The organism is Burkholderia sp. AU30280, assembly GCF_020420125.1.
In the GTDB taxonomy this organism is placed as follows: Bacteria; Pseudomonadota; Gammaproteobacteria; order Burkholderiales; family Burkholderiaceae; genus Burkholderia.
This window is the reverse complement of record NZ_JAIZRY010000023.1, coordinates 21,257-43,746: the sequence shown is the minus strand read 5'-3', so window position 1 is coordinate 43,746 and position 22,490 is coordinate 21,257. Positions and strand designations below refer to the sequence as shown.

Annotated in this window: 23 protein-coding genes; 9 read left to right on the top strand and 14 right to left on the bottom strand. The window is 64.7% G+C overall.

The window, feature by feature from the left end:
- The first annotated feature begins 228 nt into the window (after window positions 1-228).
- From uvrB to LGN17_RS34940, 5 genes are all read left to right on the top strand, one after another.
- Window positions 229-2,319: an excinuclease ABC subunit UvrB gene (uvrB, locus tag LGN17_RS34960; protein ID WP_226201371.1), complete on the top strand. Its 2,091-nt coding sequence runs from the start codon at window positions 229-231 to the stop codon at window positions 2,317-2,319.
- A gap of 220 nt (window positions 2,320-2,539) precedes the next feature.
- Window positions 2,540-3,091, top strand: coding sequence for an iron transporter (locus tag LGN17_RS34955; RefSeq protein ID WP_039370067.1), 552 nt, complete (start codon window positions 2,540-2,542; stop codon window positions 3,089-3,091).
- A gap of 45 nt (window positions 3,092-3,136) precedes the next feature.
- Window positions 3,137-3,469, top strand: coding sequence for a cupredoxin domain-containing protein (locus LGN17_RS34950; RefSeq protein ID WP_047898577.1), 333 nt, complete (start codon window positions 3,137-3,139; stop codon window positions 3,467-3,469).
- A 58-nt stretch (window positions 3,470-3,527) separates the two neighbouring features.
- Window positions 3,528-4,370 carry an FTR1 family iron permease gene (locus LGN17_RS34945; RefSeq protein WP_226201370.1) on the top strand — a complete coding sequence of 281 codons (843 nt, stop codon included), beginning with the start codon at window positions 3,528-3,530 and terminating at the stop codon, window positions 4,368-4,370.
- A complete protein-coding gene (locus LGN17_RS34940; RefSeq protein WP_226201369.1) occupies window positions 4,367-5,764 on the top strand; it encodes a 4Fe-4S binding protein in 1,398 nt (465 codons plus the stop codon). Before LGN17_RS34945 ends, LGN17_RS34940 begins: the two co-directional genes overlap by 4 nt.
- Before the next feature lie 24 nt (window positions 5,765-5,788).
- Here LGN17_RS34940 and LGN17_RS34935 read toward each other — a convergent pair whose 3' ends face one another.
- From LGN17_RS34935 to LGN17_RS34920, 4 genes are all read right to left on the bottom strand, one after another.
- Window positions 5,789-5,926: a hypothetical protein gene (locus LGN17_RS34935; RefSeq protein WP_226201368.1), complete on the bottom strand. Its 138-nt coding sequence runs from the start codon at window positions 5,924-5,926 to the stop codon at window positions 5,789-5,791.
- A 109-nt stretch (window positions 5,927-6,035) separates the two neighbouring features.
- On the bottom strand, window positions 6,036-6,281 hold the full coding sequence (gene hemP / locus LGN17_RS34930) for a hemin uptake protein HemP (RefSeq protein WP_226201367.1): 246 nt from the start codon (window positions 6,279-6,281) through the stop codon (window positions 6,036-6,038).
- Window positions 6,282-6,419: 138 nt separating this feature from the next.
- Window positions 6,420-6,902, bottom strand: coding sequence for an SRPBCC family protein (locus LGN17_RS34925; RefSeq protein ID WP_226201366.1), 483 nt, complete (start codon window positions 6,900-6,902; stop codon window positions 6,420-6,422).
- Window positions 6,903-7,002: 100 nt separating this feature from the next.
- A complete protein-coding gene (locus LGN17_RS34920) occupies window positions 7,003-7,875 on the bottom strand; it encodes a pirin family protein (RefSeq protein WP_226201365.1) in 873 nt (290 codons plus the stop codon).
- A gap of 122 nt (window positions 7,876-7,997) precedes the next feature.
- Here LGN17_RS34920 and LGN17_RS34915 point away from each other — a divergent pair, with 122 nt between their 5' ends.
- Complete coding sequence (locus LGN17_RS34915) at window positions 7,998-8,972, top strand: LysR family transcriptional regulator (RefSeq protein WP_175972043.1); 975 nt, start codon at window positions 7,998-8,000, stop codon at window positions 8,970-8,972.
- A 368-nt stretch (window positions 8,973-9,340) separates the two neighbouring features.
- On the opposite strand, the gene LGN17_RS34910 is transcribed toward LGN17_RS34915, so the two are convergent.
- The 9 genes from LGN17_RS34910 to LGN17_RS34870 form a co-directional block, all read right to left on the bottom strand.
- Window positions 9,341-9,769: an ExbD/TolR family protein gene (locus tag LGN17_RS34910; RefSeq protein WP_021163407.1), complete on the bottom strand. Its 429-nt coding sequence runs from the start codon at window positions 9,767-9,769 to the stop codon at window positions 9,341-9,343.
- Between the two features lie 13 nt (window positions 9,770-9,782).
- Window positions 9,783-10,514 (bottom strand): MotA/TolQ/ExbB proton channel family protein, encoded by a 732-nt coding sequence (locus tag LGN17_RS34905; RefSeq protein WP_175972041.1) that lies wholly within the window; start codon window positions 10,512-10,514, stop codon window positions 9,783-9,785.
- A gap of 36 nt (window positions 10,515-10,550) precedes the next feature.
- A complete protein-coding gene (locus LGN17_RS34900) occupies window positions 10,551-11,282 on the bottom strand; it encodes an energy transducer TonB (RefSeq protein ID WP_226201364.1) in 732 nt (243 codons plus the stop codon).
- 218 nt (window positions 11,283-11,500) lie between these two features.
- Window positions 11,501-11,737: a bacterioferritin-associated ferredoxin gene (locus LGN17_RS34895; RefSeq protein WP_175953665.1), complete on the bottom strand. Its 237-nt coding sequence runs from the start codon at window positions 11,735-11,737 to the stop codon at window positions 11,501-11,503.
- A 150-nt stretch (window positions 11,738-11,887) separates the two neighbouring features.
- Complete coding sequence (murI, locus tag LGN17_RS34890) at window positions 11,888-12,748, bottom strand: glutamate racemase (protein WP_226201363.1); 861 nt, start codon at window positions 12,746-12,748, stop codon at window positions 11,888-11,890.
- 40 nt (window positions 12,749-12,788) lie between these two features.
- The gene (bfr, locus tag LGN17_RS34885) at window positions 12,789-13,265 is read right to left on the bottom strand and encodes a bacterioferritin (RefSeq protein ID WP_226201362.1); all 477 of its coding nucleotides are present in this window, start codon (window positions 13,263-13,265) and stop codon (window positions 12,789-12,791) included.
- 194 nt (window positions 13,266-13,459) lie between these two features.
- Window positions 13,460-14,983 (bottom strand): fumarate hydratase, encoded by a 1,524-nt coding sequence (locus LGN17_RS34880; protein WP_039370104.1) that lies wholly within the window; start codon window positions 14,981-14,983, stop codon window positions 13,460-13,462.
- Between the two features lie 34 nt (window positions 14,984-15,017).
- Window positions 15,018-15,641: a TIGR00645 family protein gene (locus tag LGN17_RS34875; protein ID WP_175953659.1), complete on the bottom strand. Its 624-nt coding sequence runs from the start codon at window positions 15,639-15,641 to the stop codon at window positions 15,018-15,020.
- 113 nt (window positions 15,642-15,754) lie between these two features.
- On the bottom strand, window positions 15,755-16,651 hold the full coding sequence (locus tag LGN17_RS34870) for a DMT family transporter (protein ID WP_226201361.1): 897 nt from the start codon (window positions 16,649-16,651) through the stop codon (window positions 15,755-15,757).
- Between the two features lie 316 nt (window positions 16,652-16,967).
- Here LGN17_RS34870 and acs point away from each other — a divergent pair, with 316 nt between their 5' ends.
- The 3 genes from acs to LGN17_RS34855 all read left to right on the top strand — a co-directional run bounded on the left by acs (window position 16,968) and on the right by LGN17_RS34855 (window position 21,397).
- The gene (gene acs / locus LGN17_RS34865; RefSeq protein ID WP_226201360.1) at window positions 16,968-18,950 is read left to right on the top strand and encodes an acetate--CoA ligase; all 1,983 of its coding nucleotides are present in this window, start codon (window positions 16,968-16,970) and stop codon (window positions 18,948-18,950) included.
- Between the two features lie 83 nt (window positions 18,951-19,033).
- A complete protein-coding gene (locus tag LGN17_RS34860; RefSeq protein WP_226201359.1) occupies window positions 19,034-19,378 on the top strand; it encodes a DUF4212 domain-containing protein in 345 nt (114 codons plus the stop codon).
- Window positions 19,379-19,381: 3 nt separating this feature from the next.
- On the top strand, window positions 19,382-21,397 hold the full coding sequence (locus LGN17_RS34855) for a sodium:solute symporter family protein (protein ID WP_226201358.1): 2,016 nt from the start codon (window positions 19,382-19,384) through the stop codon (window positions 21,395-21,397).
- A 50-nt stretch (window positions 21,398-21,447) separates the two neighbouring features.
- Here the strand turns inward: LGN17_RS34855 and LGN17_RS34850 are convergent, their stop codons facing one another.
- Window positions 21,448-22,050: a hypothetical protein gene (locus LGN17_RS34850; protein ID WP_226201357.1), complete on the bottom strand. Its 603-nt coding sequence runs from the start codon at window positions 22,048-22,050 to the stop codon at window positions 21,448-21,450.
- Between the last annotated feature and the right edge of the window lie 440 nt (window positions 22,051-22,490).

The window sequence follows — 22,490 nt, the reverse complement described above, 5'->3', positions numbered from 1 at the left end:
TCAACGAGCGGGGCGGGCGCGGCGGACCGCGCGCGGGCAGGCACGACGCCGGAAAGCGCAGCAGCCTGACATTGTAGCGAATTCGTGCAGGCGGGGGCGACGAATCCGCGGCGAAATTCGGCGGCAAATCGAGATGCCGGGCGGTCGCCGCACGTCAGGAGCCGACAGCAGTTCGCGAGGCCGCGAAGCGCTAGAATGCTTTCTTTGCCCTCGCTCCGGCCGCATTCCATGTCCGAACATAAAGCCGAAACCGGCGACGCGCTCGACGAATCGAAATTCGTGACCTTCGAAGGGTCGCCGTTCCAGCTGTATCAACCGTATCCACCCGCAGGCGATCAGCCGACCGCCATCGAGACGCTCGTCGAAGGGGTCGAGGACGGTCTCTCGTTCCAGACGCTGCTCGGCGTGACGGGCTCGGGCAAGACCTTCACGATGGCGAACACGATCGCGCGGCTCGGCCGCCCGGCGATCGTGTTCGCGCCGAACAAGACGCTCGCCGCGCAGCTCTACTCGGAATTTCGCGAGTTCTTCCCGCGCAACGCGGTCGAGTACTTCGTCTCGTACTACGACTATTACCAGCCTGAAGCGTACGTGCCGCAGCGCGACCTGTTTATCGAAAAGGACTCGTCGATCAACGAGCACATCGAGCAGATGCGGCTGTCGGCGACGAAGAGCCTGATGGAGCGCCGCGACGTCGTGATCGTCGCGACGGTGTCGGCGATCTACGGTATCGGCAACCCGTCCGAATACCACCAGATGATCCTGACCCTGCGCGCCGGGGACAAGCTCGGCCAGCGTGACGTGATCGCGCGGCTGATCGCGATGCAGTACACGCGCAACGAGCAGGATTTCCAGCGCGGCACGTTCCGCGTGCGGGGCGACACGATCGACATCTTCCCGGCCGAACACGCGGAGCTGGCCGTGCGCGTCGAACTGTTCGACGACGAGGTGGAGACGCTGCAGCTGTTCGACCCGCTGACGGGGCGCGTGCGGCAGAAGATCCCGCGCTTTACCGTGTATCCGTCGTCGCACTATGTGACGCCGCGTGAGACCGTGATGCGCGCGGTCGAGACGATCAAGGAAGAACTGCGCGAGCGGCTCGAGTTCTTTCACCGCGATGGCAAGCTCGTCGAGGCGCAGCGTCTCGAGCAGCGCACGCGCTTCGACCTCGAGATGCTGCAGGAGCTCGGCTTCTGCAAGGGCATCGAGAACTACTCGCGGCATTTCTCGGGCGCGGAGCCCGGCGATCCGCCGCCGACCCTCGTCGACTACCTGCCGCCCGATGCGCTGATGCTGCTCGACGAATCGCACGTGCTGATCGGCCAGTTGAACGGGATGTACAACGGCGATCGCGCGCGCAAGGAAAACCTCGTCAACTACGGGTTCCGGTTGCCGTCGGCGCTGGACAACCGGCCGCTCAAGTTTCCGGAGTTCGAACGCAAGATGCGCCAGGTCGTGTTCGTGTCGGCCACGCCGGCAGACTACGAGAAGCGCGTGACCGGGCAGATCGCGGAGCAGGTCGTGCGGCCGACGGGCCTCGTCGATCCGGAAATCGAAGTGCGGCCGGCGAGCTCGCAGGTCGACGACGTGCTGGCCGAGATCAACGCGCGCGTGAAGGCCGAGGAGCGCGTGCTGATCACCGTGCTGACGAAGCGCATGGCCGAGCAGCTCACCGAGTTTCTCGCCGATCACGGGGTCAAGGTGCGTTACCTGCACAGCGACATCGACACGGTCGAGCGCGTCGAGATCATCCGCGACCTGCGGCTCGGCACGTTCGACGTGCTGGTCGGGATCAACCTGCTGCGGGAAGGGCTCGACATTCCCGAGGTGTCGCTCGTCGCGATCCTCGACGCGGACAAGGAAGGCTTCCTGCGCGCGGAGCGCTCGCTGATCCAGACGATCGGCCGCGCGGCGCGGAACGTGAACGGCAAGGCGATCCTCTACGCGGACAACATGACCGAGTCGATGAAGCGTGCGATCGGCGAGACCGAGCGGCGCCGTGCGAAGCAGATCGCGCACAACGAAAAGATGGGCATCACGCCGCGCGGTGTCGTGAAGCGCATCAAGGACATCATCGACGGCGTCTACAACGCGGACGAGGCACGCGCCGAGCTGAAGGAAGCGCAGCAGCGCGCGAAATTCGAGGACATGTCAGAAAAGCAACTCGCCAAGGAAATCAAGCGCCTCGAGAAGCAGATGGCCGACTACGCGAAGAACCTCGAGTTCGAGAAGGCCGCCGCGACCCGCGACCAACTTGCGCTGCTGCGTGAGCGCGTGTTCGGTGCGAACGTCGGCGATCACGTCAACGGCGGCCGGTAAATCTTGCCAAGCGTCACCTAGACCCTGCGGTAGCGAGCCTGTAAGCCTTGTCGGATCAGGGGTTTACACGGCTCCCCGTTTGTTCCGAAACAGGTTCGGTGCTAAACTTCGCCATTATTGAGAATTGTTCGCATTAACGTTCTTCGTCGCGTTAGTGTTTTCAGTGGGCCGGCCTGACGGTCGGTCCACATGGTTCCAGATCAAATAACAAGGAGTGTCCATGTTGGGTTCTTCGTTCATCCGCACGACGGTTGCGGTAGCGGCGGCGCTTGCCGCGATGTCGGCCTCGGCTGCCGAATATCCGATCGGCAAGCAGCAGATCCAGGGCGGCATGGAAATCGGCGCGGTGTACCTGCAGCCGATCACGATGGATCCGGAAGGGATGATGCGCAAGGCGTCGGATTCCGACATCCACCTCGAGGCTGACATCCATGCGGTCAAGAACAACCCGACGGGTTTCGCGGAAGGCGACTGGATGCCGTACCTGCAGGTCACGTACAAGCTGACGAAGCAGGGCGACGCGAAGTGGAAGGCGGAAGGCGACCTGATGGGCATGGTCGCGAGCGACGGCCCGCACTACGGCGACAACGTGAAGCTGAACGGCCCGGGCAAGTACCACCTGACGATGGTCGTCAAGCCGCCGATGCAGACGGGCCATATGGCGTTCGGCCGTCATATCGACAAGGAAACGGGCGTGGGCGCATGGTTCAAGCCCATTACCCTCGAGTACGACTTCCCGTTCGCCGGTATCGGCAAGAAGGGCGGTTACTGATCGGTGGCATCACGGACGGCGTGCCGTCGGCGTAGAGAACCCAGAATGAAAATTCCCCAGAAAATCGTTGCCGCAGCTGCTGCGTTGTGGCTTGCCGGCGCAGCGTACGCTGCCGATCTGCCGACGTTCAAGCTCGAGATGGCGGACGGCAAGCTGAATCCCGCCCGCATCGAAGTGCCGGCCGGCCAGCGTTTCAAGATCGAGATCAAGAACACCGGCAAGGGCGCCGCCGAATTCGAGAGCGTGCAACTGCGCAAGGAGAAGGTGCTCGCGCCGGGCGCCGATTCGTTCGTGGTCGTCGCACCGTTGTCGCCGGGCGAGTACAAGTTTTTCGACGATTTCCACCAGCAGGCGCAGGGCGTGATCGTCGCGAAGTAACGCGTTTTATCTGCGCGCGGGCACACCTGCCCGGTGTACCGCGCGTCAGGAGATATCGATGGGTCAGATCTTGTTCATCGTCTGGCGGGAGAGCGTCGAAGCGCTGCTCGTCGTCGGCATTCTCTATGCATGGCTGAAAAACGGTGACGACGACGCGCGCCGTGGCCTGCCTTTCCTCTGGACCGGCGTCGGTGTCGGCCTGCTGATGGCCGTCGGCCTCGGTGCCGCACTGGTCGGTTTCACCGAAGTGCTGTCCGGCGACGCGCAGGATTACTTCCAGACCGCCATGGTGCTGATCGCATGCGTGCTGATCGTGCAGATGGTGCTGTGGATGCGCCGGCACGGCCGCACGTTGAAGCGCGACATGGAGCAATCGCTGCAGCAGAGCACGCGCGATTCGAACTGGTGGGGCGTCGCGGTGCTGGTCGCGCTCGCGATCGCGCGCGAAGGCAGCGAGACGGTGATCTTCCTGTACGGTCTCGGTTTTGGCCAATCGGGTCACGTCGACGGCAGCCAGATGCTCGCGGTCTTGATCGGCCTCGGTCTTGCATTCTTCACGTTCTATCTGCTGCAGCTCGGCGGCAAGTACTTCTCGTGGCGGCATTTCTTCCGCGTCACCGAAGTGATGCTGCTGTTCCTCGGCGCGGGCCTGTTCCAGACCGGCGTCGACAAGTTGATCGACAAGGAAATCCTGCCGCTCGGCATTTCGCAGGTGTGGGACACGTCCGCGATCCTCGATGATTCGGGCACGTTCGGCTCGCTCGTCGCAACGCTGACCGGCTATCGCGCGCACCCGGCACTGACCAACCTGGTTGCCTATGCCGTGTACTGGGCGGTGGTCTGGCTGCTGATGAAGCGCGCGAGCCGTCGTCCGGCCGTCGCGGTGGGTCGCGCGGCATGAGTGTTGTCGCCGCAGGCAAGCAGGGCTGGCTCGCGCAGGCCGGCCAGTGGATGCAGCGGCACGGCCCGCTGATCCGCGGCATCCAGTGGGCCGTCGTCGCCGTCTATGCGTTCCTGATCATCGTGCCGGCGGTGTTGCCGCTGCCGGACGACTCCGCACACCTGTGGAGCAACCTCACGCTGATCGCGCAGTTCACGTTCTGGGGCATCTGGTGGCCGTTCGTGCTGCTGTCGATGGTGATGCTCGGCCGCGTCTGGTGCGGCGTGCTGTGCCCGGAAGGTGCGCTCACCGAATTCGCGAGCAAGTTCGGCCGCGGCGGCCCGATTCCGCGCTGGATGCGGTGGGGCGGCTGGCCGTTTGTCGCGTTCGGGCTCACGACGATCTACGGGCAGATGGTGAGCGTGTACCAGTACCCGCTTGCGGTGCTGTTCGTGCTCGGCGGCTCGACCGTCGGCGCGATCGTGATCGGCGTGCTGTACGGCCGCGAGAAGCGCGTATGGTGCAAGTACCTATGCCCGGTCAACGGCGTGTTCGGGTTGCTCGCGCGGCTCGCGCCGATGCGCTACAAGGTCGACGAGGATGCATGGCGCCGTTCGTACAAGAACGGCGAGCATGGCCATCGCGTGATTCCGATCAACTGCGCGCCGCTCGTGCCGTTGCGTAACATGAAGGGCGCGGCGGACTGCCACATGTGCGGCCGCTGCAGCGGGCATCGCGATGCGATCTCGCTGTCGTTGCGCTCGCCGTCCGACGAAGTCGTGAACCTTGGCGCGCAGCAGGCGAATCCGTGGGACACCGCGCTGATCCTGTACGGCCTGCTCGGCGTCGCGATCGGCGCGTTCCACTGGACCGTCAGCCCGTGGTTCGTGCAGATCAAGCAATGGCTCGCGGGCTGGCTGATCGACCATGACATCACGTGGCCGCTCGAGACCAATGCGCCGTGGTTCCTGCTCACGCACTACCCGGATCGCAACGACGTGTTCTCCTGGCTCGACGGGGGGCTGGTCGTCAGCTACATCGTCGGCACGGGGCTCGTGTATGGCACGGCGCTGCTGATGCTGCTGGCCGGCGCCACGCTGATGCTCGGTCGCTTCGATCGCGTGCGGCTGCATCATCTTGCGCAGGCATTGATCCCGATCGCGGGTGCGGGCGTATTTCTTGGCCTGTCGGCCACGACACTGTCGCTGCTGCGTGCCGAGCATGTGCCGCTCGGCTGGGCGGCCGATGTGCGCATCGCGATCCTGGTCGGCGCCAACGCATGGAGTGCGTGGCTCGCGTGGAACGTGACGGGGCGCTATGCGGCCTGGCCGCGCCGGCTTGCGGCGTTCGTATGGTTCGCCGTCGGGCTTGCCGTCATCGACAGCGCATGGTGGTTGATGTTCTGGGGTTTCTAAGCGGATCGCGTGCCGCTGCGGCGGTCAGGCATCGATGCGGTAACGAAGCTGGGCGGCGTGCTTCACGCATTGGCCGCCCAAACAAAAAAGCGACACGTCGAAGGACGTGTCGCTTTTTTCTTCCTTGTGCGAGAACCAAAAAAATGGCTTGGCTTGCTGCAACGGCTGCTTGAGTGTGTTTGCACGAAGGGGTCTAGATCTCGCGTGCAAGCCGTTACGCTGGCTACTGCCCAACACCTCTCAGGGAGGTGGTCCCCACAATACTCTGTCGTTACTTCGTCAGGATCAGTTTGCCCAGCCGGGTGGCGCGCAACTGATAGGTCTCTCCGTTATGCGCGATGCTGACGTGGCTTTGGCCTTGCAGCAGCGTATCGCTGCTGACGACCCGCGTGCCTGCATCGCGGTTACCGGCGGGTTTCGCCGGCGTGGTGACCGCTGCCGTCTTGTGACGGCTGCTGCCTGCGGTGCCGGTCGTGCGGCGCAAGGTCAGCGTGGTCGGGCGCATGGTGTCGGTCATTCGGTTGATCGGTGACTGTCGATACGATGGAATGAATTCTAAATGATAACTATTCCCATTTACAAAAACTCTTTATCGATCGGAATGGTGAATCTGATAGCGTGAATCAAAGAGGCGGCCTGCGGGCCGCCATCGGGTTCAGTGCAGCGGATCGGGGTCCCTGCGGCCCTGCGCGTATTCGCGGATCAGGCGGACCGTGTCGATATCCGACGTGCGGTACGCTTCCTTGACGATCCCGTGCGTCTGACGAGCGTCTTCGCTGTCGTCCGTGACAACCAGCGTCGTGCGGTATTCGAAACGCAGGAACAGCTCGTGGTCGTCACGTTCCTCGATCGTCATCGTCAGCGAGCCGCCGATCTCGCCGTCGGCGGCGCGGATGTCGTAGCGGACCTGCTGGTTCGGCGTGAACGTGACGTGGTCGCGCACGGTCGCGTGACCGTAGTGCAGTTCACGTTCGAGCGTCGTGTCCGTCCGTTCGTGGACGACGCAGCTGTCGAGGCCGAGCACGAACAGTTGCGGCTGTTCTGCGCGCAGCACGAGACCTTCCCAGAGCTGTTCGCGGGTGAGGGGCGGCACGGCCGGATCGTCGGAATTGATCTGGATCAGATGTTCGAAGTTCAAGGGGACGGGTTCCTTCTGGTGGCAGGCGGCCACGTGGTTCGAGAAATCAATTGTGACGCAAAACGGGCGGTTTTGCGGCACCTGCGCGCCCGTCCATGTGTCAGGCTTCGATGCGGCCCATGCGACCGGTCTGATAGTCGACGACCGCCTGCCGGATCTCTTCCTCGGTATTCATCACGAAAGGGCCGTAGCGAACGATCGGCTCGTTGAGCGGTACGCCGCCGATCAGCAGCAGGTCGAGCGGCGTGTCGCCGGCGGCGAACGTGACCGTGTCGCCGTCGTCGCGGTACACGACCATGTGTCGTGCGTCGACAGCCTGTCTGGCGGGCCCGTAGAGGCCCGTTCCATCGATCGGATAGGCAAACACACGATAGCCTGCGGGGACGGTCTGCGTGACCGTTGCACCGGGTTGCAGCGTGAAATGCTGGTAGAGGATCGGCGTACGCGTTTCGATCGTGGCGCGCACGCCGAACGCTTCGCCGGCGATCACGCGTACGCGTGCGCGGCCGTCCGGCGACGTTGCGCTCGGGATACGGTCGGCAGGGATCTCCTGGTAGCGCGGCGCGATCAGCTTGTCGCGGCGCGGCAGGTTGACCCACAGCTGGAAGCCGTGGGAGCGGCCGCCCGCCTGCGCGAATTCAGGATCCGGCATCTCGCTGTGCACGACGCCGGCGCCCGCCGTCATCCATTGCACGTCGCCCGGGCCGAGTGTGCCGGCATGGCCGGACGAGTCGCGATGGCGGAAGCGCCCGTCGAGTGCGTAGGTCACGGTCTCGAAGCCGCGATGCGGATGGTCGGGGGCACCCTTGGCCTCGCCGGGTGCGTAGTCGACGGGGCCCATTTCGTCGAGCAGCAGGAACGGATCGAAATCCATCAGCAGCCGGGTCGGGAACGGGCGATGAACCACGAAGCCGCCGCCTTCGGTCGTGCGGAGCGCGGGGTACGTGCGGTCAAGCGAGCGAGCGGTCGTCATGCGGATACCCTCGAAATGATCGGAATAGCATTATTTTTGAAACACAGCGCTATTATATTGGGCGTTTTACCGGTCGATTCGCGACGGTTCGCAATGGATTGTTCTGAAAATGGAACGATGAGATGACTATCGATGCACACAACCTGAACGACCTCATGTACTTTTCGCAGGTCGTCGAACATGGCGGGTTCTCGGCTGCGGAGCGCGTGCTGGGCATCTCGAAATCGCGCCTGTCGCGGCGCCTGACCGAACTCGAGGCGGCGCTCGGCGTGCGCCTGCTGCAGCGCTCCACACGCAAGCTCGCGCTGACCGAGGCGGGGGAACTGTTCTACCAGCATTGCCAGGCGATGCTGGCCGAAGCACAGGCGGCGATGAACGCTGTCCAGCAGTTGCGCTCGTCGCCGCGCGGTTCGGTGCGCGTCAGCGTGCCCGTGACGCTGTCGCAGACGATGCTGTCGCGCATCCTGCCCGAATTCCTGCGTCGCTATCCCGAGGTGAAGGTGCATGTTCGCGTGACGAATCGCGTGATCGACCTGTTCGAGGATTCGATCGACGTCGCGCTGCGCGTGCGCTCGGAGCCGCCGCAGAACGCGAATATCGTCGTGCGGCCGCTATGGCGTACCGAGCAGATGCTGGTCGGCGCGCCGAGCCTGCTGAGCCAGAATGCGCCGCCGCTGGTACCGGACGACCTGAGCGGATTCGAGACACTCGATACGCCGAGCGTCGACGGGCGGCACGTGTTCAACCTGATCGCGCCGGACGGTACGCGCCACGTGCACGAGCACGACCCGCGGCTCGTGACGGCCGACCTGATGACGATCCGTGAAGCCGTGCTCGATGGCCTCGGCATCGCGGCGCTGCCGGAGATGATGTACGGCAACGCGCTGCGTGCGGGGCAGTTGTCGCCGGTGATGCCGGGCTGGACGCTGCCGGTGCCGCAACTGTATGCGGTGTTCGTGTCGCGGCAGGGGATGCCGCCTGCGGTGCGTGCGTTCGTCGACTATCTGGTCGAGAAGCTCGATCACGGCGCCTACAAGGAACCGGGGTGCCCGGAACGAGCGAAGAAGGAAGCGGCGGCCGATGTTTCGGCGACCTGAACACGACGCGCACGGCGAGGCAAATTTGTTTTGTCATTGAAGCGTCGCCTGCAATCGCAAGTTTCAATCGCCGGAACCTTGAATGCGCGTGCGCGCGGGCCTATATTGAAATCCCATTTCGTGAAGGAAGTTCTGAGCGAAATCAGGTGGCCGCATATATTGCGAGCCAGATAGGGCAGAACGCGCAGTCCGTGCAGACCACGGCAGAGTCGCATTTGCGTTGCTCGAGGCGCAACCGATACCGCCAAAGAGCCCGCCGCCCGAAGGCGCCCGCGTGCGCATGAAAAAAGGCCTTCATCTGGCGATGAAGGCCTTTTACTTTGTGTGCGGCCGGCGAGGCGCGGCCGGCGCGTCGGATAGCGCGTGCGTTACTTCGCTTTCGCGGTCGGCTCCGTTACGAAGCCGAGCTTCGTCAGGCCGCCTGCCTGTGCATCCGACATCACTTCCGCGACGTGTTCGTACGCGACCTTGCGGTCTGCACGCAGGTGCAACTCCGGTTGCGGCGTGCGTTTTGCCGCTTCCGCGATGCGTTCCTGCAATTGTTCGCGCGTGACCGTGTGGTCGTCCCACAGGATCGTGCCGTCACCCTGGATCGCGACGTCGACCGTCTGCGGCTTTTCGTCGACGGGCTGGCTGCTGGCGTGCGGCAGGTCGATCTTCACCGCATGCTGCATCGCCGGGATCGTCACGAGGAAAATGATCAGGAGTACGAGCATGACGTCGACGAGCGGCGTCATGTTGATCTCGCTCATCACTGCATCGTCGTCATCGTCGCTGAAACCGGTGTTCATTGCCATGGTTCACCCCGCCTCAGCTGGCGCGCGTCGCGAGACGCAGGCCGTCGCGCGTCGACGACGAGGCAAGGCTCGCGCCGGTCACAAAATACGCGTGCAGGCCGTGCGCGAAGCGACGCAGCTTGCTGACGACGCCCTTGTTCGCACGGGTGAGTGCGTTGTAGCCGAGCACGGCCGGGATCGCGACGAACAGGCCGAAGGCGGTCATGATCAGCGATTCGCCGACCGGGCCCGCGACCTGGTCGATCGACGTCTGGCCGGACGCGCCGATCGCGAGCAGTGCGTGGTAGATCCCCCAGACCGTACCGAACAGGCCGACGAACGGCGCCGTGCTACCGATCGACGCGAGGATCGCGAGACCGCTCTGCATGCGCGAGATGCCTTCGTCCATCGTGTCCTTGAGGCAGCGCGTGACCCAGTCCGACACGTCCATGCGGTCGTGCAGGTGCGGTTGCGTCTGGTGGTGGTGATCGGCGGCTTCCTTGCCCGACAGCGCGAGTGCGAGGAACGGGTTGTCGTTCGGCGTCGATGCGGCGAGCCCGAGTTTCCTGATACCGTCGTCGAAGTCGTCCGAATGCCAGAATGCCTGTTCGGCATTCTTCGTCAGGCGGTTCAGGCGGATCACGTTCCAGCCCTTGATGACGATCACGATCCACGACAGGATCGACATCACGAGCAGCGTGATCGCGATGGCGCGCGTGACGAAATCACCTTGCGCCCAGACGTGCGCGATACCGTAGCTTTGCATTTTCTTGTTTCCTTTGAATCTACCGAATATGACGGGTTAGTCGTCAAGCGTGAAGTTGAAGGGCAGCGTATGGGCGGCGCGGATCGCCTGGCCGTTCTCGATATACGGCGGACAGGTACTGGCGCGCGTCGCATCGAGTGCCGCTTCGTCGAGACGCGGGTAGCCGCTGCTCTTCTGCAGCTGGACGCTTTCGATCTTGCCCGTCACGCCGATGATGAAGTGAACATAGGCCGTGCCCGTTTCGCCGCGACGGCGTGACATCGGCGGATAGGTCGGCTTCACGAAATTGCAGGTGAGCGCCGACACGTTCTTCGGCGCGCTGACCTGCATCGTCTCGCGCGCCGGGCCGGGTGCTGCAGCCGGTGCAGCAGGCGCAGGTGCCGCGGGAGCCGGTGTTGGATCGGCCACAGCCGGCGCGGGCGTCGGTGACGGAGCCTGCGAGACCGGCTGAGGCGTCGGGACCACTTTCTGCACCGGCTTCGGCTCGACCTTCGGCTTCACGCGCGGCGTGGGCTTGGGCGGCGTAGGCTGTTGCGCGGCCGACTGGACCGCGACCGGCTGGGCAGGGGGCGCGGGCGGAATGAGTTGCGCGGTGATCGACTGAACCTCGATCTCCTTCGGTGGCGGCGGCGCGTTGCGATGGAGCCAGGCGGCCGTCAGCATGATCGCGTGTGCGGCAAGCACGCCGACCGCGACGACGATCACTCGGGGGTTCATACGTGGTGCAGCCGGCACGGCGCCGGCAGGAGCGAGATGCGAAGCCTGCATGTTAGCTTGAAAGAACGATGTCGCACCCGGGGCGCGGCGGGTGAATCGGCATCACTTGCGGAAGATCAGCAGCGAGATGCAAACGGTGGTCACAAATCCGATCAGCAATTCCATGACAGGCTCCTTGGCAGGTAAGCCGCTGGCTCGCGCAGACGGTGGCTTGCTGACGGTCAAAACAAAAAATGCGGCCTGGGCCGCATGCGCACACTCGGTGCCGGTCAGGCGGCTTTGCGTTCGTAGAACGTGACCGGGATCGGGTGAGCATGATGCTCGACACCGCACTGGCTCGCGCAGACGCCTTGTTCGGCCATGAGGTCGCGCACGGACTCCTCGCACTTGCCGCAGCACGTGGCCACGCCAAGCTCGAACTGGAGTTCATCGAAAGAGTTCATGCCCTCCGCGAGGGACGCGCGAATCTTGCGATCGGAAACAGACTTGCACACGCAGACGATCATGATGAGTTGCGATAGCTAACGGTAATGCGAATTATTATCATTAAATTTGCGGACGTTGACAAGCCTGGGGTGGGCTTTTTTTAAGGTCATCGGACCCTTGAAACGCCGGGGTGGTGGAACGGCACGCGGAAGAGGGCGTGCCGGCCCGTGTCAGGCAGTCGCGCAGGCGCGCGCGTTGGGCGAGGAAATGGTGACGGATTCGACCGGCGCAGCGAGGCCGAGCAGCGTCGATGCGAGGACCTGCAGTTGGCGGCCGTCACCGGTCGAGCAGAAGCGGGGCGGGGCCGCGCGCGTGCCGGCCGGCGCGCGCAGGTTGCGTTCGTCGAGTACCCGCATGAGCTGGCGCGCGATCGCGTCGCTGGTGTCGACGAGCGTCAGGCGGTCGCCCACAAGGTCACGAATCGTTTCCGTGAAGAACGGGTAGTGCGTGCAGCCGAGTACCAGCGTGTCGGCGCCGTCGTCGAGCATCGGTTGCAGGTAGCTGTCGAGCAACGCGCGCAAGGCTGGCGAATTCGTGTCACCGCGCTCGATGGCTTCGACGAGCCCGTGGCCGGGCTGGCAAACGAATCGGCGACCGGCGCCATAGCGGTCGAGCAGCGCCTGGAAGCGCGGGCTGTTCAGCGTCGACTGCGTGGCGAGGACGCCCGCGACGCCGCTCGCGGACACGGCGGCGGCCGGCTTGATGCCCGGCTCGACGCCGACGAGTGGCATCGACAGGTGTTCGCGGGTCGCGGCGATCGCGCGAGCAGTCGCCGTGTTGCAGGCGATGACGAGCGCTTTCGCCCCTTCGCGGGCCAGCCACTCGCCGATTGCCAGCGTGCGCTCGGTAATGAACGCCTCGTCGCGTGGACCATACGGCGCATGGTGCGAATCGGCGACGTAGATGAACGATTCGTCGGGCAACTGCGCGCGTACGGCGCGCAGCACCGACAGGCCGCCCAGCCCGGAATCGAAGATGCCGATGGGGGCGACGGTCGTGGCCGTCGCAGGAGTAGCGGAAGGTGTCGACATGAACGGGCCGGGGGGCGCTAACGGGAAGCGTGAAGCGAGCTTACTCCGGCGAACCCATCATCGTTTGCTGGTAGTTCTGCAGGCCGACCTTGCCGATCAGGTCGATCTGCGTTTCCAGCCAGTCGATGTGCTCTTCGGTGTCGTCGAGGATCTTTTCGAAGATCTCGCGCGACACGTAGTCGCGAACCGATTCGCAGTAGGCGATCGCTTCCTTGCAGGTGGACTGCGAGATCAGCTCGAGCTTCAGGTCGCACTTCAGGATCTCTTCGGTTTCCTCGCCGACGAGCAGCTTGTGCAGATCCTGCAGGTTCGGCAGGCCGTCGAGCATGAAGACGCGCTCGATCAGCCAGTCGGCGTGCTTCATTTCGCCGATCGACTCGTCGTACTCGTGCTTGCCGAGCTTCTCGAGGCCCCAGTGCTTGTACATGCGCGCATGCAGGAAGTACTGGTTGATCGCCGTGAGTTCATTCTTCAACTGGGCGTTCAGATATTCGATGACTTTCTTGTCGCCTTGCATGGCTTGTTCCTTGTTCAGTGGGGCTTCAGAAACCGAAAGATAATCGCTCGAACGAGAAAAGCCAAGCCTCAAAGCCTTGCCGGGCCTGCCTTTTGCGTGTAATGAGAATCAGCCTCGAATAACCGGCCACACACAATAATGAGAATGAGAAGTAAAAAGGCCGGACTTCCGTCCGGCCTATCGTTCGATCGCGCTTAAGCGGCTGCGACCGGGATCTTGCCGATCTTCGCCTGCCACTCCTTCGGACCGGTCTGGTGCACCGACGTGCCCGACGAATCGACGGCCACCGTCACCGGCATGTCCTGCACGTCGAACTCGTAGATCGCTTCCATGCCGAGGTCTTCGAATGCGAGCACCTTCGCGCCGCGGATCGCCTTCGACACGAGGTAAGCCGCACCGCCGACGGCCATCAGGTAGGCCGCCTTGTGCTTCTTGATCGCGTCGATCGCGACCGGGCCGCGCTCGGCCTTGCCGACCATCGAGATCAGGCCGGTTTGCGCGAGCATCGTCTCGGTGAACTTGTCCATGCGCGTGGCCGTCGTCGGGCCTGCCGGGCCGACCACTTCGTCGCGGACCGGATCGACCGGGCCGACGTAGTAGATCACGCGGTTGGTGAAGTCGACCGGCAGCTTCTCGCCCTTCGCGAGCATGTCGGCGATGCGCTTGTGCGCGGCGTCGCGGCCGGTGAGCATCTTGCCCGACAGCAGCAGCGTCTGGCCCGGCGTCCAGCTCGCGACTTCTTCCGGCGTCAGCGTGTTCAGGTCGACACGCTTGCTGGTTTCGGTATTCGGTTCCCAGTTGACCTTCGGCCATGCGTCGAGCGACGGCGCTTCAAGCTTGGCCGGGCCCGAGCCGTCGAGCACGAAGTGCGCATGGCGCGTAGCCGCGCAGTTCGGGATCAGCGCGACCGGCTTCGATGCCGCGTGCGTCGGTGCGGCCATGATCTTCACGTCGAGCACGGTTGCCAGGCCGCCGAGGCCCTGTGCGCCGATGCCGAGCGCGTTGACCTTCTCGTGCAGTTCGACGCGCAGTTCCTCGACCCAGTCCTTCGGGCCGCGCGCGATGATCTCCTGGATGTCGATCGGCTCCATCAGCGACTCCTTCGCCATCAGCATCGCCTTTTCGGCCGTGCCGCCGATGCCGATCCCGAGCATGCCGGGCGGGCACCAGCCCGCGCCCATCGTCGGGACCGTCTTCAGCACCCAGTCGACGATCGAGTCGGACGGGTTCAGCATCACGAACTTCGACTTGTTCTCCGAGCCGCCGCCCTTCGCCGCGACCTGCACGTCGACCTTGTCGCCCGGCACGATCTCGTAGTGGATCACGGCCGGCGTGTTGTCCTTCGTGTTCTTGCGGGCGCCTTCCGGCGGGTTGACGATCGATGCGCGCAGCACGTTGTCCGGGTGCGTGTAACCGCGGCGCACGCCTTCGTTGATCATGTCGGTGAGGCCCATCGTCGCGCCGTCCCAGCGCACGTCCATGCCGACCTTCACGAAGATCGTGACGATGCCGGTGTCCTGGCAGATCGGGCGACGGCCTTCCGCGCACATGCGGCTGTTCGTGAGGATCTGCGCGATCGCATCCTTCGCGGCCGGGCTTTCTTCCAGCTCGTACGCGCGGCCGAGGGCCTGGATGTAGTCGAGCGGATGGTAGTAGCTGATGTACTGCAGCGAATCCGCGATGCTCTGGATCAGGTCTTCCTGTTTGATGACGGTCATGGCTGAGACTCTGTGAGGACTGTGGGGAATGCGTTTATGCGTTGACGGCTGCGTCGGCCGGCTTGCGGGGCTCGTTCGCCGCAGGCGCGTGCGCGTCGCGGGCGTGCGGCTCGTGGAAATGGGCCGGGTGCGTGTGCGTCGTCAGGCGGTCGACCCACGCCATCACGAGCGCCGACACCAGGAACGACACGTGGATGATCACCTGCCACATGATCGCGTGCATCGTGTGCTGGTCGGGGTTGATGAACGTCTTCAGCAGGTGGATCGACGAAATGCTGATCAGCGCCATCGACAGCTTGACCTTCAGCACGCCCGCGTTCACGTGGTCGAGCCATTCGGGCTCGTCGGGGTGGCCCTCGATGCCGAGGCGCGACACGAACGTTTCGTAACCGCCGACGATCACCATGATCAGCAGGTTCGAGATCATCACCACGTCGATCAGGCCGAGCACCGCGAGCATCACGCTGATTTCGTCGAGGCTGGTCGCGTGCGACAGCAGGTGCCAGACTTCCTTCAGGAACAGGAACACGTAGACGGCCTGCGCAACGATCAGGCCGAGGTAGAGCGGAACCTGGAGCCAGCGGCTCATGAAAATCAGCGCGGGAAGCGGGCGAAGCGGGCGACGCGCGGGGCGGCCGGGCGAATGCGGGGCAGACATGGTGGAAAGTCGGGCGCGGTGCGCAGGTATCGGGGGTAATCTTGAAACGGCGCGCTATTGTAACGCGTCGGCCAGCGCGACTGCAGCGACGCGCCGGCTCTTCCAGGGACGGATCAGGAGGCGGCGGCCGGCACGCGTTTCACGCGCAGGCTGGCAAGCACGATACCGGTGACGACGCACGCGAGCGCGATGCCGTGGGCGAGCGTCGGGCGCTCGCCGAGGAACGCGATGCCATACGCGGCGGCCGCGACCGGCAGCACCGCGCTGAACACGCCGGCGAGGCTGCCCGGCACGTGCCGGATGCCTTTCATCCACAGCCAGAACGAGAAGATGCTGGCCGACAGGCCGTACCAGACGACGAGCACCCAGGTGCCGGCCGGCACGCTCGCGTAATCGAAATGCCACATCGCCGTCGCGCCGAGCGGCAGCATCAGGCACAGGCCGAACAGGTGCGTGTATGCGCAGATGTCGATCGGCGCGAGCGTCTGCGTGAGGCGGCGCGACAGGATCACGTAGATCGATTCGCAGCACACCGCGCCGAGGATCAGCAGGTTGCCGGTCAGCGACGACGACGCGCCGTGCCCGGCCGCGCCGCCGTTCGCGAGGTTGATCGTCACGACGCCGGCGATCGCGAGTGCAATCGACACGAGTGCCCGGCCGTTCGGTTTTTCACGCAGGATCAGCCACGCGAACAGTGCAACGATCGCCGGGATCGTGCTGGTGATCACGCCGGCGGCGACTGCGCTCGTGCGCTGCACGCCGTTCAGCATCAGCAGCGTGAACATGAAGGTGCCGAAGAACGCCTGCAGGAACAGGTTCAGCCATTCGCCGCGCTTGACCGTACGCATCTTCACCGGGCTGAACAGCGGCCACAGCACGGCGATCGCGATCACGAAGCGCAGCGTGGCGAGGATGGCGACGGGGACGAAGACGACGATCGATTTGCCGATACCGACATTGCTGCCGACGAACAGCATCGACAGCACGAGAAAGAAAGCGTAGCGATTCAAGCTGGAATCCGGAAGGCGAGTTCAGTTAGGATTGTAGGGTCGCGCTCGTTACAGCGTAAAGCTACAAGCGGCGCCGCCCGGCGGGCGAAACGGCCGTGCCGCGTAAGTGACGGGTAAGTTCGAACGCTTATTGTGGACACTGTCGGGTCGCCCGTTCGCCATCGCGCGACGTGGTGCGGCGCAGCATCGCGCAGCAGCCTTCGGGCCGTGCGCGGGTGGTGGGTAGGAGACAGCGGCGCGCTTGCGCCGGCCAAGACGCGCGGTGCGCACGATCGCGCCGCCATGCAGAGGATTCATGTTCACCAAGGGGTAGTCGATGTCTGCGATTGAATCGGTTCTTCACGAAACCCGTCAGTTTGCGCCGCCCGCGGCGCTCGAACAGGCGGCGACCATTTCCGGCATGCCGGCCTATCGTGCGCTCGTCGCCGAGGCCGAGAACGATTACGAAGGCTTCTGGGCGCGTCTCGCGCGCGAGGGTCTTACGTGGCACAAGCCGTTCACGAAAGTGCTCGACGAGTCCAACGCGCCGTTCTACAAGTGGTTCGACGACGGCGAGCTGAACGCGTCGTACAACTGCCTCGACCGCCACGTCGAAGCCGGCAACGGCGAGCGCGTCGCGGTGATCTTCGAAGCCGACGACGGCACCGTCACGCGCGTCACCTATGCGGATCTCCTCGCGCGCGTGTCGCGTTTCGCGAATGCCCTGAAGAAGCGCGGGATCGGCAAGGGCGACCGCGTCGTCATCTATATCCCGATGTCGATCGAAGGCATTGTCGCGATGCAGGCCTGCGCGCGCATCGGCGCGACGCACTCGGTCGTGTTCGGCGGCTTCTCCGCGAAGTCGCTGAACGAGCGGCTCGTCGACGTCGGCGCGACGGCGCTCGTCACGGCCGACGAACAGGCGCGTGGCGGCAAGACACTGCCGCTGAAGAGCATCGCGGATGAAGCGATCGCGCTGGGCGGCTGCGAGGCCGTGAAGAGCGTGATCGTCTATCGCCGCACCGGCGGCAAGATCGACTGGCACGCCGAGCGCGACCTGTGGATGCACGAACTGACGGCCGGCGAATCCGACCGGTGCGAGCCGGAATGGGTCGGCGCCGAGCATCCGCTGTTCATCCTGTATACGTCGGGCTCGACCGGCAAGCCGAAGGGCGTGCAGCACAGCACGGGCGGCTACCTGCTGTGGGCCGCGCAGACGATGAAGTGGACCTTCGACTGGAAGCCCAGCGACGTGTTCTGGTGTACGGCCGACATCGGCTGGGTCACGGGCCACACGTACATCACGTACGGCCCGCTCGCCTGCGGCGGCACGCAGGTCGTGTTCGAGGGCGTGCCGACTTACCCGGACGCCGGCCGCTTCTGGAAGATGATCGGCGACCACAAGGTCACCGTGTTCTACACCGCGCCGACCGCGATCCGCTCGCTGATCAAGGCGGCCGAGGCCGACGACAAGGTGCATCCGAAGAGCTACGACCTGTCGAGCCTGCGCATCATCGGCACCGTCGGCGAGCCGATCAATCCGGAAGCGTGGATGTGGTATCACAAGCACGTCGGCCAGGAGCGCTGCCCGATCGTCGACACGTGGTGGCAGACCGAGACTGGCGGCCACATGATCACGCCGCTGCCGGGCGCGACGCCGACCGTGCCCGGTTCGTGCACGCTGCCGCTGCCGGGCATCATGGCCGCGGTGGTCGATGAAACCGGCCAGGACGTGCCGAACGGGCAGGGTGGCATCCTCGTCGTCAAGCGCCCGTGGCCCGCGATGATTCGCACGATCTGGGGCGACCCGGAGCGCTTCAAGAAGAGCTACTACCCCGAGGAACTCGGCGGGCGTCTGTATCTGGCCGGCGACGGCACCGTGCGCGACAAGGACACCGGCTACTTCACGATCATGGGCCGGATCGACGACGTGCTGAACGTGTCGGGCCACCGGCTCGGCACGATGGAAATCGAATCGGCGCTGGTGTCGCACGAACTCGTGGCCGAGGCGGCCGTGGTCGGCCGTCCGGACGATACGACGGGCGAGGCGGTGGTTGCGTTCGTCGTGCTGAAGCGTTCGCGTCCGGAGGGCGAGGAAGCCGCGGCGCTGGCGAAGACGCTGCGCGACTGGGTCGGCAAGCAGATCGGGCCGATCGCGAAGCCGAAGGACATCCGCTTCGGCGACAACCTGCCGAAGACGCGCTCGGGCAAGATCATGCGGCGCCTGCTGCGCTCGCTCGCGAAGGGCGAGGCGATCACGCAGGATACGTCCACGCTCGAGAACCCGGCCATCCTCGAGCAGCTCGCCGAAGTGCGCTGAGCGTACCGGTTGCGCATCACGCGCACGAGCCCCTGCGCGGCAATCCCGATTGCCCGCGCAGGGGCTTTTTGTTACATAACGGCATGACCGTTCCGACCCGTCCGGCGCCTGCCGCGCCACCGCCCGTTCCCGAGCCGCTCGCGCGTGCCCACGCACGCTACTGGCGCTTCAACGTCGCGCTGATCGCGGTGCTGATGGCGATCGGCTTTGCGGTGTCGTTCGTCGTGCCGTTCTACGGGCCCGCGCTCGCCGCGGTTCGCTTCGCCGGGTTCAGCCTGCCGTTCTACGTCGGCGCGCAGGGCGCGATTCTCGTGTACCTCGTGCTGATCGTCGTCTACATCGGGCTGATGCAACGCGCGGACCGCACGCTGCGCCGTGCGTACGACGATCATGCGGCGCGCGCCGGCCATGCGAACGGCGGGCGCTGATTCATGTTGACGCATCGACTGATCCGCGCATACGCGCTCTACACGCTGGGGTTTCTCGGCTTCGTGCTGCTGATGTGGCGGATCGAGCGTGCCACCGGCTCCGGTGTCTGGATCGGCTACGTGTTCCTGTTCGTGCCGATCGCCGTGTATGCGGTGATCGGGCTGCTGTCGCGCACGTCCGATCTCGTCGAGTACTACGTGGCCGGGCGGCGCGTGCCGTCCGCATTCAACGGGATGGCGACGGCGGCCGACTGGCTGTCGGCCGCGTCGTTCATCGGCCTGGCCGGCTCGCTCTACTCGACCGGCTATGACGCGCTCGCCTACGTGATGGGCTGGACGGGCGGGTTCTGCCTCGTCGCGTTCCTGCTCGCGCCTTATGTGCGCAAGCTCGCGCGCTACACGATTCCCGATTTTCTCGGGACGCGCTTTTCGAGCACGGCCGTGCGCGCGCTGGCGGCCGGCGCGGCGATCCTGTGTTCGTTCGTGTACCTGGTCGCGCAGATCCAGGGGATCGGCCTGATCGCGACGCGCTTCATCGGCGTCGATTTCGCGATCGGGATTTTCTGCGGGCTCGCGGGTATTCTCGTGTGCTCGTTTCTCGGCGGGATGCGCGCGGTCACGTGGACGCAGGTCGCGCAGTACATCATCCTGATCAGCGCGATCCTGATTCCGGTGTCGCTGATCGCGATGAAGAACGGGCTCGGCCCCGTGCCGCAGTTCAGCTACGGCAAGCTGATGGAGCGCGTCGCGGCGCGCGAGGCGCAGGTGCGCGACGCGTTCGACGAGCAGCAGGTGCGCGACGCGTATCGCCGGCAAGCCGCGGATATCCAGACGCGGCTCGACCGGCTGCCGGCATCCTATGCGGATGCACGCCGGCATCTCGTCGACCAGCTTGCCGACCTGCGGCGCCACAACGGGCCGCTGCGCGAGATCAGCCAGCGCGAGCGCGAACTGGCCGACTTCCCGCGCGATCCGGCGGCGGCGCGCGTCGCGTGGACGCAGGCGCGCGACGATCTGCTGGCCCGTGCCGAGCCGCCCGTGCCGATGCACGAACCATTTCCCGCCGCGAGCGATGACGAACGCAAACCGCGCGAGCGGAATTTCCTTGCGCTGCTGCTGTGCCTTTCGCTCGGCACGGCGAGCCTGCCGCACATCCTGACGCGTTACAACACGACCACGTCGGTCGCATCGGCACGGCGCTCGGTCGGCTGGACCTTGTTCTTCATCGCGCTGTTCTACCTGAGCGTGCCGGTGCTCGCGGTGCTGATCAAGTACGAGATCCTCGCGAATCTCGTCGGACGGCCATTCGCCGAATTGCCGGCGTGGGTCACGCAATGGCATCACTTCGAACCCGACCTGATCAGCGTCGTCGAGGTGATTCGCGACGGCATCGTGCACTGGTCGGAAATCCAGATGCAGCCGGACATGGTTGTGCTGGCCGCGCCGGAGATTGCCGGGCTACCGTATGTGGTGTCGGGACTGATCGCGGCCGGTGCGCTTGCCGCGGCGCTGTCGACCGCGGACGGGTTGCTGCTGACGATCGCGAACGCGCTGTCGCACGACGTCTACTACTGCATGGTCGCGCCCGACGCATCGAGCCAGCGGCGCGTGACGATCTCGAAGGTGCTGCTGCTCGGCGTCGCGCTGTTCGCTTCGTATGTCGCGTCGCTCAATACGGGGAAGATCTTGTTTCTCGTCGGCGCCGCGTTTTCGCTGGCGGCATCGAGCTTCTTCCCGGTGCTCGTGCTCGGCGTGTTCTGGAAGCGCACGACGACGCGCGGTGCGATCGCCGGGATGGTGACGGGGCTCGCGGTGTGCGTGTACTACATCGTGTCGACCTATCCGTTCTTCACGCAGCTGACGGGGTTCGCGGGGCGCACGTGGTTCGGGATCGAACCGATCAGTTCGGGGGTGTTCGGGGTGCCGGCGGGGTTTGCGGTGGCGATCGTCGTGAGTCTGTTCGATCGAAAGCCGGATGAATATACGCGGGCGCTGGTGGATTACATCCGGCATCCGTGACGCGGATGTCGTTCGGCATGGCTGTCCGTACCGGCGCGGTGACGGGCCGGTCAGAGCGCCGAAATTGCGAGCTCGGCTCCCTTGGTTGTTTGCACCCGGCTGAAATCACAGCTGCCATCCGTCACGCCATTGGCGTTCGGGATGGCGACGCAGACATAGGCACGCATGCCGTGTGGCAAGGCCACGTGTCGAAACTCGCCAACCTTGATCGTCGCGACCCGTTCGACGGCAAATTGATCGTTGATCGGCGTCACGCCCGACGGGATCGACAGGGTCACTTCCGACGTGGCTTTTCCGGCTTGCGATTTCAGCGTCTGGCTGCTGCCGATTTCCCCGTTGACCGAGAAGCGTATCGCTGCCTGTCCTTCGGACACGCGCTGGACCGTGACCGTGAGCGTCGGCTTGGCGATTCCCGCCGCGCATTTGGCGGCGACGCATTCGCGAACGGAAAGAAGCGTGCGAAATTGAGATGCGGGCTGACCGATGACCGACAGGTCGGTCGACGATCCGCCGTCGCGCAACGATTTCTCGAGCGGCGGGGGAGACGTTACCGCGACGGTGGTGCTGATCGACGCAGGCGAGAATGCCGTTGCGCAAGCGGACAGCATCGTCGCAGCGACAGCCATCATGGCGAACCGTGGACTGAATCGCATGGATCTGACTCGCGGAGATGAAACCTCGGATATCGTCAGAAGAATACACATCTTTAACGTGCGGTGTTCGGGAGTTGCGGTACTCGCGATGGAACGGGCGTGGACATATGAGTGGGGTGCCGCGAGCGCAGTTTCTCCAAATTGGGGCAATGCTGCGGGCGTACATCATTCGATGCGATGCAGCGCCGGAATGCGGTCGCTATTCAACTTTGAATGACGGGTTCAGTTGGCCGCTTTGGGGCCGAGAAAGGCAATGGAGCCATTGAGGACAGGGTGCGCTGAATTGCATGGCCTGCGCCTGCGCGTAGCGCGTGAGTGTGGAACCCATGCGAAGCCTGTGATGGCGGGCGGGTTCGGAACGCGCGGCCTGGAGAGGGCGAATCAACGCACCAAGAGCGCCCGTCCACTGTCGTTGCGTCGACGAATTGACGGGCGCTTCG

Coding starts and splice junctions, on each gene's coding strand:
- uvrB (WP_226201371.1), top strand. CDS start 229: ATGTCCGAACATAAAGCCGAAACCGGCGACGCGCTCGACGAATCGAAA.
- LGN17_RS34955 (WP_039370067.1), top strand. CDS start 2,540: ATGTTGGGTTCTTCGTTCATCCGCACGACGGTTGCGGTAGCGGCGGCG.
- LGN17_RS34950 (WP_047898577.1), top strand. CDS start 3,137: ATGAAAATTCCCCAGAAAATCGTTGCCGCAGCTGCTGCGTTGTGGCTT.
- LGN17_RS34945 (WP_226201370.1), top strand. CDS start 3,528: ATGGGTCAGATCTTGTTCATCGTCTGGCGGGAGAGCGTCGAAGCGCTG.
- LGN17_RS34940 (WP_226201369.1), top strand. CDS start 4,367: ATGAGTGTTGTCGCCGCAGGCAAGCAGGGCTGGCTCGCGCAGGCCGGC.
- hemP (WP_226201367.1), bottom strand. CDS start 6,281: ATGACCGACACCATGCGCCCGACCACGCTGACCTTGCGCCGCACGACC.
- LGN17_RS34920 (WP_226201365.1), bottom strand. CDS start 7,875: ATGACGACCGCTCGCTCGCTTGACCGCACGTACCCCGCGCTCCGCACG.
- LGN17_RS34915 (WP_175972043.1), top strand. CDS start 7,998: ATGACTATCGATGCACACAACCTGAACGACCTCATGTACTTTTCGCAG.
- LGN17_RS34910 (WP_021163407.1), bottom strand. CDS start 9,769: ATGGCAATGAACACCGGTTTCAGCGACGATGACGACGATGCAGTGATG.
- LGN17_RS34905 (WP_175972041.1), bottom strand. CDS start 10,514: ATGCAAAGCTACGGTATCGCGCACGTCTGGGCGCAAGGTGATTTCGTC.
- LGN17_RS34900 (WP_226201364.1), bottom strand. CDS start 11,282: ATGCAGGCTTCGCATCTCGCTCCTGCCGGCGCCGTGCCGGCTGCACCA.
- LGN17_RS34895 (WP_175953665.1), bottom strand. CDS start 11,737: ATGATCGTCTGCGTGTGCAAGTCTGTTTCCGATCGCAAGATTCGCGCG.
- murI (WP_226201363.1), bottom strand. CDS start 12,748: ATGTCGACACCTTCCGCTACTCCTGCGACGGCCACGACCGTCGCCCCC.
- bfr (WP_226201362.1), bottom strand. CDS start 13,265: ATGCAAGGCGACAAGAAAGTCATCGAATATCTGAACGCCCAGTTGAAG.
- LGN17_RS34880 (WP_039370104.1), bottom strand. CDS start 14,983: ATGACCGTCATCAAACAGGAAGACCTGATCCAGAGCATCGCGGATTCG.
- LGN17_RS34875 (WP_175953659.1), bottom strand. CDS start 15,641: ATGTCTGCCCCGCATTCGCCCGGCCGCCCCGCGCGTCGCCCGCTTCGC.
- acs (WP_226201360.1), top strand. CDS start 16,968: ATGTCTGCGATTGAATCGGTTCTTCACGAAACCCGTCAGTTTGCGCCG.
- LGN17_RS34860 (WP_226201359.1), top strand. CDS start 19,034: ATGACCGTTCCGACCCGTCCGGCGCCTGCCGCGCCACCGCCCGTTCCC.
- LGN17_RS34855 (WP_226201358.1), top strand. CDS start 19,382: ATGTTGACGCATCGACTGATCCGCGCATACGCGCTCTACACGCTGGGG.
- LGN17_RS34850 (WP_226201357.1), bottom strand. CDS start 22,050: ATGCGATTCAGTCCACGGTTCGCCATGATGGCTGTCGCTGCGACGATG.